Source organism: Frankia sp. Mgl5 (assembly GCF_023242985.1).
GTDB classification, from domain to species: domain Bacteria; phylum Actinomycetota; class Actinomycetes; order Frankiales; family Frankiaceae; genus Parafrankia; species Parafrankia soli.
Map to the genome: position 1 here is coordinate 103129 of NZ_JALKFY010000852.1, position 8763 is coordinate 111891.

Consider the following 8763-nt stretch of genomic DNA (forward strand, 5'->3'; position numbering starts at 1 on the left):
CCTCAACCCCCCCCCCCCCCCCCGGGTGACCGCACTCGTGCGCCGGGTCGTGCGCGACCCGGCGCAGGCCGAGGAGGTCACCCAGGAGGTCTTCGTCGGGGTGTGGCAGGAGGCGCCGCGGTTCGACCCCGCCCGCGGCAGTGTCACCGGGTGGGTCTCGACGATGGCGCACCGCCGCGCGGTCGACCGGGTCCGCTCCGTCGAGGCCCAGCGGGCGCGGGACGTCCGGGTCGCGGCCCGGTCCACCGCACGGCCGCACGACCAGGTCGCCGAGCAGGTGGAGACCAGGCTGGAGCACGAGCGGATCCGCGGCTGCCTGGGCGACCTGACGCCCACCCAGCGCGAGTCGATCACACTCGCCTACTACTCCGGCTACACCTACCGCGAAGTCGCCGAACTGCTCGAACTACCCGTCGGCACGGTCAAGACCCGGATGCGTGACGGGCTGAGCCGGCTGTCGGACTGCATGGGGGGCCGGTCATGACCGCCGACGCACACTCTCTCGTCGCCGCGCGCGCGCTCGACGCCGTCGACCCGGCCGACGCCGCGCTCGTCGACGCCCACCTCGAGCAGTGCGGGTTCTGCGCCGACGAGCTCGCCCACCTCTCGGCGGCCACGGAGCATCTCGCGGCGATCGCCGCCGAGCAGCCGCCGCCGGGCCTGCGGGCGGACATCCTCACCGTGATCGGGATGACGCCGCAGTTCCGCCCGCGCGTTCCCACGGACTGGGCCGCGGCGCCCGCCGGCCGGCCCCATCAGACCGGTCAGGACGACGGGCTCCCCGTGCTCGGCCAGGCCGGGCTCGGCCGGGCTCGGCCCGGCCGGGGTCGGCGGGGTGGCCCCGCCGGGCGGCGCCGGCGTCCGGGCGCACGTCACGCGCTGGTCGGGGCCACCGCCGCCGCCGTCCTCGCGGCGGGAGCCGCCCTGGGGACCGTCACCATCAACCAGCGGGCCGAGCTCGCCGACACACGCGCCCAGGTCGCCGACGCCCAGGCCCTCGCGGCCTCCGCGCTCACCGTGGCCGACTCGGCACCGGTCGCCGGGGGCGGCCAGCTGACCATGGCGAACGCCGGCAACCTGGCGGTCGTCTCCGCGCGCGGCCTACCGCCGCTCGATGCCGGGAAGGTCTACCAGCTGTGGCTGCTCGGGCCGGCGGGAGCGCGCTCCGCCGGACTGACGGCCGGTAACTCCAGGTCCGCCGACTGGATCGTCGGCAACGTGGGCGAGGCGGAGAAGGTCGCCCTCACCGTCGAACCCGCCGGCGGGTCACCGCAGCCCACCACGGATCCCGTCGGTGCCGTCGCGCTCAAGGCCCACCAGAGCGCTGGACGCAAACAGGGCTAGCGCAGCCGGGCCGACAGGCCGGGGCGGTGTCAGGCGCCTACCGGTGTCGGCTGGAGTTTGAAGATCGTGCGGCGGATGTCGTCGATGGTGGAGTCGAGTCCGGTGATGGCCGCGTTCAGGCGGGCCGCGGTCACGTCGCCGACGGCCCTCGTCAGCGACTGCAGATGCAGGCCGATCGCGAAGAGCCGTTGGATGACGAGATCGTGCAGGTCCCGGGCGATGCGCTCGCGGTCCTCGAAGACCGCGAACCGGGCGCGCTCGCGGTGTGCCTCGGCCAGTTGGAGGGCCAGGGCGGCGTCGTTCGCGAACGCTCCGGCCAGCTCGGGGTCGTTCCCGGCGAACGGGACGCCCTCGGTGCTGTTGCCCAGGACCAGCGCGCCGAGGGGCTTGTCCGCGACGACCAGCGGGATGACCAGCGCCTCGCGAAGCCGCGGATCCGGCGGGATCGGCGGGATCGGCGGCGCCACCGCCATCGGGCCGTCCGGTCCCTTCGCCGCGGGGACGTTTCCGCGTGGTTCCGGCCGGGAGTCGGTGGATCCGGTCAGGGCGACCGGGCCGCTCCGGGCGTCGGTCGCGTCGAGATCGCCCACGTGCACGGGACGTCCGGCCAGGAACTCGGGGCGGTTCTCGGCCGCGTCGAGTGCGAGCGCGAGGCTGTGCAGGGTTTCCGGGTCGGAGTGGCGGTGGGGGGCCGAGTCGACCTCGGTGGCGACCAGGTTGCCCGCCTCGTCGGGTAGTGCCACGGCGCCGACGTCCGCCGAGGTGACGCCGCGGGCGAGCGAGGCGAGCAGCATGAGGGCCTGCTGGGACTGGCCGGCCACCAGCGCGCCGGCGGTGATCTCCGCGCTGGCCGCCAGCCACGCGCGGCCGCGCTGGGCCTCCTCGTAGAGCTGCCGCGACCGGCGCTCGGCGCGGTCCCGGTCGATCGCCGCACCGAGGATGTTCGCCACGGACTGGAGGAAGCGTGCGTCCTCCCCGGTGAAGCGGCGCGGCCGTGTGCTGGCCGCGGCCAGCACGCCGAACGGTGACCGGGCCGAGCCGATCCGGGCCGCGAGCCCCGCCTGCGCGCCTCCGGCGTCGGACCACCCGCTGCGCAGGTGTGGACGGGTTCCGAGGTCGTTCGCCACGACGGGCTCGTCGACGCCGAGCGCGAGGTGGACGAGTGAGCTCGCCTCGGCCGCCAGCGTGCCGGTCAGGTAGATCGGGCCGGTGCCGAGCTGCGTGGGCGCGGTCGGCGCCGACGGGTCGGTCAGGCGCGCGAGGTGCCCGGGATCGGACGCACCGGCCCCCGGCCCGCCAGCACCACCGGCGGCGCTGGCGGATGAACCGTTGGCGGATCCGTCGGGCAGACCGGCGCGCTCGGGACCGTCGGCCAGGCTCGCACCGTCGGCCAGGCTCACCCGGTCGCCGTCGGGTTCGCGGTGGATCACGTCGCAGACGGCGACGTCCAGGGTGGTGGTGACCAGACCGACCGCCTCGGCGAGCAGGGTCGGGATGTCGAGATCTGCCAGCGCGCACTGCCCGAGCCGGGCGAGCCCGGCCTGCTGGCGCTCGGCCCGGCGCAGGTCGGTGATGTCGGACAGGACGAGCGCGGCCAGCTCCTCACCGCCCTGGTCGAACGGGATCACCGAGGCGCGCAGCGCCCGGCCGGTGCCCCGCTCGCCCGCCAGCTCGAGGTCGCCGAGCTGTGCCCGGCGGGTGCGCAGGGCAAGCGCGACCAGGCCCCAGTCGCCACCGAGGGAGCGTGTCTGCCAGTCAGCGGGGCGCAGCAGCTCGACCAGCCGGTCGAGCGGGTCCCCGGGAAGCAGCTGCGCGCCGACCAGGCGGTCGACGACCGGCGAGCCGCGGCGCAGCCGCAGGTCGCGGTCGTAGACGGCGACGCCCGTCGGCAGCTCTTCGGGGTCGGTGCCCGCGGTGATCAGTTCCAGCAGCGTGGCGTGCTCCCCGACCGCCTCGGCGCCGAGCCGGGAGTCGGTGACGTCGAGGATCGTGCCGGTGTTGCCGAGCACCTCACCGGACGGGCCGCGCAGCACGTTCGCGCGGATCTGTACCTGCCGGTAGCCGCCGTGGCGGGTGCGGTAGCGGGTCTCGTGGTGGCAGTGGTCGGCGCCGCCGTGCACCACGCCCATGAACAGCGCGGTCGTGTACTCGACCTCGTCGGGGTGGACGTAGTCGAGGAAGCGGGCGCCCAGGCTCGGGCCGACGTCGTAGCCGGTGAGGGTGGTCCAGGCCCGGTTCAGGTAGGTCCAGCGGCCCTCCGTGTCGGTGCGGAACACCACCTCGCTCAGGCTGTCGAGGAGGTTCGCCGCGGACGTCTCCGCGGCCGCCGCCCGGCCCGGACCGCTGCGTGACCAGGGCCGGGCCGTCGGGTCGGCATGGCTTGTCTCGGACGTCACCGGGCCCCCATCCATCACGGCTGCGATCATCACCCGCGCCCCGGCCGGGGGCACGGGCGATCTTCCTAGGACTGACACCGTACGCGGTGCGGGTGACCGCCGCTGCTGGAACAACATCCTCCCCGGAGCACTTCACCGGCCCTCATCCGGGGGACCGTTCCCCCAGCCGCGACCCTGTATCCGCAACGACTTCGGCAGCTGCCGGCGCAATCCTCGCGCCCGGGCGGGGGGCCGCCGACGGATCCCGGCGGCACCCGCCGAAAGCCCGATCCGGCGCCGCGAGATCGCTACCGTGGGTTCCGTGGACACGACACCGCTGACGCACGTCGAGGTCGACGGCCACCCCGCGGGCGTGGACGACCTGCGCCACCTCGCCCTGGCCAACGACGGCCACCTCACGACGATGCAGGTCCGGGCCGGCCGGGTCCGGGGGCTGGCACTGCACCTGCGCCGGCTGGACCGCGCCAACCAGGAGCTCTACGGCACCTACCTGGACGGCGGCCTGGTCCGCGACCGGATCCGGCACGCGCTGGCGACCACCCCGGCCCCGCACGGCCCGGCGGAGAGCGGCGACGCGACCGTGCGGACGGTGGTCTTTCCCACCGGAACGGGGCCGGTCTCGATCCTGGTCTCGATCGGCCCGCCGGCCGAGCCCGTCGCCGGCCCGCTGCGGCTGTGCTCACTGCGCTACCAGCGGCCGTTCCCGCACATCAAGCACGTCGGCAGCTTCGGGCAGATCCACTTCGGCCGGCTGGCCCGCGGGCGCGGCTTCGACGACGCGCTGCTCGTCACCGGGGAGGGCCTGGTCTGCGAGACCACCGTCGCCAACATCGGTTTCGTCACCGCGGCGCCGGCCAGGGTGATCTGGCCGGACGGCCCGTCGCTGGTCGGCGTCACCATGGCGCTGCTCGACGAGCGGCTGCGCCCCGGGGCCACCGCCGAGCCCGTCGCACATCAAGTCCCCGCCGCGGCGGCCGCGGCCGCGGTGACGGCGCCCGCCACCGCCACCATCGTGCCCGCAGCCGGAGAGGAGCGCGGCCCACTCCTCGAGTCCCGGCGGGAGCCGGTACGGCTGGCGGACGTCGGCCACTTCCGGGCCGCCTTCGTCGCCAACGCGCGGGGGATCGTGCCCGTCGACCGGATCGACACGACACAGGTCCCGGTGAACGAGACGGTGCTGGCCGCGCTGCGCCGCGCCTACGCCTCGGTGCCCTGGGACGAGATCTGACCGTCGGCCGCCAGGCGATGATGGGGGCATGACGGGCAACACGTCCACCGGGGTCGTCGGCTGGCTCGACGCGACCGGCGGGATCAGCGGCGACATGCTCCTCGGTGCCTGCCTGGACGCCGGGGTCGACCTGGCCGTGCTGCGGGCCGCCGTCGCGGCGCTGCGCCTGCCCGACGAGGTGCGGCTGGACGCGCGGACCGTGCAGCGCGGGGGGCTGCGGGCGTCCCAGGTTCTGGTGCGGTGCGCGCCGAGCCCGCACGCGCGCGGGCTCGGCGACATCCTCGGGCTGCTGGATGCCGCCGACCTCGACCCGGTCGTACGGGCCCGGGCCGCGGACGTGTTCCGCGCGCTGGGGGCCGCCGAGGCGCGGGTGCACGGTCGTCCCATCGAGCAGGTGCACTTCCACGAGGTCGGCGCGCTCGACAGCCTGGCGGACGTCGTCGGCGCCGTCGCCGGCCTGCACGCGCTCGGGATCGACTGGCTCGTGTGCAGCCCGATCTCGCTGGGCGGCGGGCGGATCAACGCGGCGCACGGGGCCATCCCGTTGCCCGGGCCGGCCGTCCTGGAGCTGCTGCGGGCGGCCGGGGCGCCGGCGTCGGGCGGCCCGGTGGAGACCGAGCTGGCGACGCCGACCGGGGTGGCGCTCGCCGTCACGCTCGCCGAGGAGTTCGGTCCGATGCCGCTCATGCGCACCACGTCGATCGGGCTGGGTGCCGGCGGGCGGGATCTCGACGGGCATCCGAACGTGACCCGGCTGGTCGTCGGCCGAGCCGATCTGGCGGGGCCGGCGGCGGCGCACGGGGCCCGCCACGGCGACAGCGTCGTGCTGGAGACGAACGTCGACGACCTGGACCCGCGGCTATGGCCGTCGACGCTGCGGGCGCTGCTCGCCGGCGGCGCGGCGGACGCCTGGCTGACCCCGATTCTGATGAAGAAGGGCCGGCCCGCGCACGTCCTGTCGGTGTTGTGCGAGCCCGCCGCGACCGACCGGCTGCGGCAGGTGATCTTCAGCCACACGACGTCGATCGGGGTCCGCGAGCACACGGTGACGAAGTCCGCGCTGGCCCGCCGCGAGCTGCGGGTGGCGGTGGCGGGCGGGGAGGTGCGGGTGAAGGTCGCCTCGTCGCGCGGTGCCGTCGTCAACACCTCGGTGGAGTACGACGACGTGGTCGCGGTGGCGGCGGCGGCCGGGCTGCCCCCGAAGGTGGTCCTGGACCTGGCCCGGGCGGAGGCCGCACGGGCCCACTCCCCCGCAGCCCCCGGGAACGAGTTTCCGACGGTCGAGCACCCCGGGGCCCACGGGCACGGCCGGCCGGGTCAGCCGGGCCGTCAGCCCGGCTGACGTCCCGGCGGCTCGCCCGGCCCTGCTGATCCGTCCGAACTGATCATCCGGCCCGGCGGATCGCCGATCGCGAGGTCGGCGATCCGCCGCGGGGCGCCAGGTCAGACGGGGCTCAGCGGTGCTGGCCCGAGGTTCCGTGCTGGCGGGGCTGCGTGGGCCGGCGGCGGGCCGGCCGGGTGCGCGGGCCGTCGTGGGGCCGCGGCCGCACGGCGGCTGCGGGGGCGGGAGCGGGAGCCGCGGGCTCCAGATCCATGTCCTCCGGCGCCGCCGGCGCGAAGCGCCCGAAGTCCGGCGCGTGGAAGGGGTGGTTCGTCGGCGGCGGAGGCGCCTGCCGACGCAGCGGCCGTACCGGCTCCGCTGCCGAGAAGAGAGGGAGCGAGATCGTGTCGATGAGAGGTCACGCTTTCGGATGGGGTCGCCGTGACAAACGGCGAGACGGGCAGAAAAAGATCATGAAGTGTCACCGTCGGGCGGACACGCCCTCCGGTGGCGACGCGTCCCTTCGGGACCGCCTGTGTTCCCGCGTACGGGAACCGTCCCGCGGCGGGCAGGCGCCTGTTCGCGCCCGCACGGCCTCAGAGGTGGGACATCCCCTCGAACGGGCTCGGTATGCGTTCCTGCCGGGACCCGAAGTCGACGAGGACGGCGGCCGTACCCTCGACCCGGGTTACCCGGCCGAGCCCGTACGCGTCGTGTACGACCCGGTCGCCCTCAGCGAACTGAGGACACGGCGGGATCACGGGAGCCTTGAACGGACTGGTGGGCAGATGGCGTCTGGGCACCGCTGACTGGCTCATCACCGCAAGTATGCAACGGCAGGGCGAGACAGGCAGCTCGCAGGGTCCGCCACGCGGGCGGTTGACGCTCCGCCGGGGCCATGCCCGGGCCTGATCTGGGGGTACATTGCCGCACCATCCGTCCATTAGCCCCGGCTTACCCGGGATGTACTGACACCGGACGTGATCGTGCAGGCAGTCCGCTGTACTCGACGGTACGCCCCCGCGGGCCGGAGCGTCGAGGACCGTACCCTCGAGACGGAAGCGCCGCCTGACGGGGCCGCTCAGGAGGCCTGCCCGCCGCGGCGCCAGTGCCCGCGCCGTACGGGTACCGGCGGGGGCGGCCCGCGCCGCGAGGGCTGGATACCGGCACGGAGGAGAGGATTTGCGGGCGCCGCAGCGGCTAGGCATCGGTCATGGCTGCGATCTGGAGACGGCACCGGCGGGATGAGGAGCCGGCGCTGAGCACCGGCCCGGACGAGACGGTCCGGGAGGCGGAACCGGACCGGCTCCACGAGCTGCGTCCGCGTTCCTGGTCCGCGGTGCTGCGGCGCACGGTCAAGGAGTTCAAGGACGACGAGCTGCCGGACCGGGCGGCCGCGCTCACCTACTACGGTGTTCTGGCGATCTTCCCGGCGCTGCTGGTCCTGGTGTCGCTGCTCGGCGTGGTAGGGAAGTCCGCGACCGACAGCATCCTGACCAACATGGAACAGCTCACTCCAGGGTCCGCCAGGGACATCCTGCGCAACGCGGTGAACGGCATCCGCGACACGGCCGGCGCCGGTGGGATCCTGGCCGTCGTCGGCCTGGCCGGTGCCCTGTGGTCCGCCTCCGGTTACATCGCCGCGTTCATCCGCGCCGCGAACATTGTCTACGACATTCCCGAAGGGCGTCCGGCGTGGAAGGTCCTGCCGCTGAGACTGGCCGTGACGGTGATGCTCATGGTGCTGCTCGCGGCGAGCGCGGTCATCGTCGTGTTCTCCGGCGGCCTCGCCGACCAGGCGGGGAAGGCGCTCGGCCTGGGCGGCGCGGCGTTGACGGCCTGGTCCTACGCGAAGTGGCCGGTGCTGGTCCTGCTCGTGATCTTCATGATCGCCCTGCTGTACTGGTCCGCGCCCAACGTGCGGGTGCGCGGCTTCCGCTGGCTGACTCCGGGCAGTGCCCTGGCTGTCGTCATCTGGCTCGTGGCGTCCGGGGGCTTCGCTTTGTACGTCGCGAACTTCGGCTCCTACAACAAGACCTACGGAACCCTGGCCGGAGTCATCATCTTCCTGGTCTGGCTATGGCTGTCCAACCTGGCGATCCTGCTCGGCCTGGAGTTCGACGCCGAGATCGCCCGGGAACGCGCCGTCGCCGGCGGCCTGCCCGCGGACGAGGAGCCGTACGCCGAACCCCGCGACACCCACACCTGGCCCCACCGGCCACGCCGCTCCCGCCGACACGTCGGTCAGCGAACCACCTGACGGAGCCGACGGCGACGAGTGCCACGCCGGTGCCCGGCCGCGAGCTGGGTGTGGGTGAGCCCGAAGCGCAGGTGCGCCGGCACCAGCAGGGCCTGTCGGTCTGCCCGTCAGGGGGTCTCGGCGGGCGGTGGCTAGCTGGTTGTCAGTTGGCGTGATTGCTGGTTGAGCCGCTGGGCTTCGGCGAGTTGGTCTTCGAGGATGACGATGCGGCAGG

7 protein-coding genes are annotated in these 8763 nt (G+C 74.5%); 5 read left to right on the top strand and 2 right to left on the bottom strand.

Annotation, left to right across the window (positions count from 1 at the left end; translation table 11 throughout):
* Both sigK and MXD62_RS37775 read left to right on the top strand, forming a co-directional pair.
* On the top strand, nucleotides 1-484 hold a 484-nt coding region (gene sigK / locus MXD62_RS37770), incomplete at its 5' end, for an ECF RNA polymerase sigma factor SigK (protein WP_248834098.1).
* Entirely contained in the window at nucleotides 481-1344 is an 864-nt protein-coding gene (locus tag MXD62_RS37775) for an anti-sigma factor (RefSeq protein ID WP_248834099.1), read from the top strand. The genes sigK and MXD62_RS37775, both read left to right, overlap by 4 nt.
* Before the next feature lie 29 nt (nucleotides 1345-1373).
* Here the strand turns inward: MXD62_RS37775 and MXD62_RS37780 are convergent, their stop codons facing one another.
* Nucleotides 1374-3770, bottom strand: a complete 2397-nt coding sequence (locus tag MXD62_RS37780) for a PAS domain-containing protein (protein WP_248834110.1) — start codon at nucleotides 3768-3770, stop codon at nucleotides 1374-1376.
* Between the two features lie 262 nt (nucleotides 3771-4032).
* Between MXD62_RS37780 and MXD62_RS37785 the strand changes: the two genes are divergently transcribed.
* On the top strand, nucleotides 4033-4968 hold the full coding sequence (locus tag MXD62_RS37785) for an aminotransferase class IV family protein (RefSeq protein ID WP_248834100.1): 936 nt from the start codon (nucleotides 4033-4035) through the stop codon (nucleotides 4966-4968).
* Nucleotides 4969-4996: 28 nt separating this feature from the next.
* Nucleotides 4997-6310 (top strand): nickel pincer cofactor biosynthesis protein LarC, encoded by a 1314-nt coding sequence (larC, locus tag MXD62_RS37790; RefSeq protein ID WP_248834101.1) that lies wholly within the window; start codon nucleotides 4997-4999, stop codon nucleotides 6308-6310.
* A 575-nt stretch (nucleotides 6311-6885) separates the two neighbouring features.
* On the opposite strand, the gene MXD62_RS37795 is transcribed toward larC, so the two are convergent.
* Nucleotides 6886-7092, bottom strand: coding sequence for a hypothetical protein (locus MXD62_RS37795; RefSeq protein WP_020572307.1), 207 nt, complete (start codon nucleotides 7090-7092; stop codon nucleotides 6886-6888).
* Nucleotides 7093-7502: 410 nt separating this feature from the next.
* On the opposite strand from MXD62_RS37795, the gene MXD62_RS37800 reads away from it, so the two are divergent.
* The gene (locus MXD62_RS37800; RefSeq protein ID WP_248834102.1) at nucleotides 7503-8549 is read left to right on the top strand and encodes a YihY/virulence factor BrkB family protein; all 1047 of its coding nucleotides are present in this window, start codon (nucleotides 7503-7505) and stop codon (nucleotides 8547-8549) included.
* Nucleotides 8550-8763: the final 214 nt, after the last annotated feature.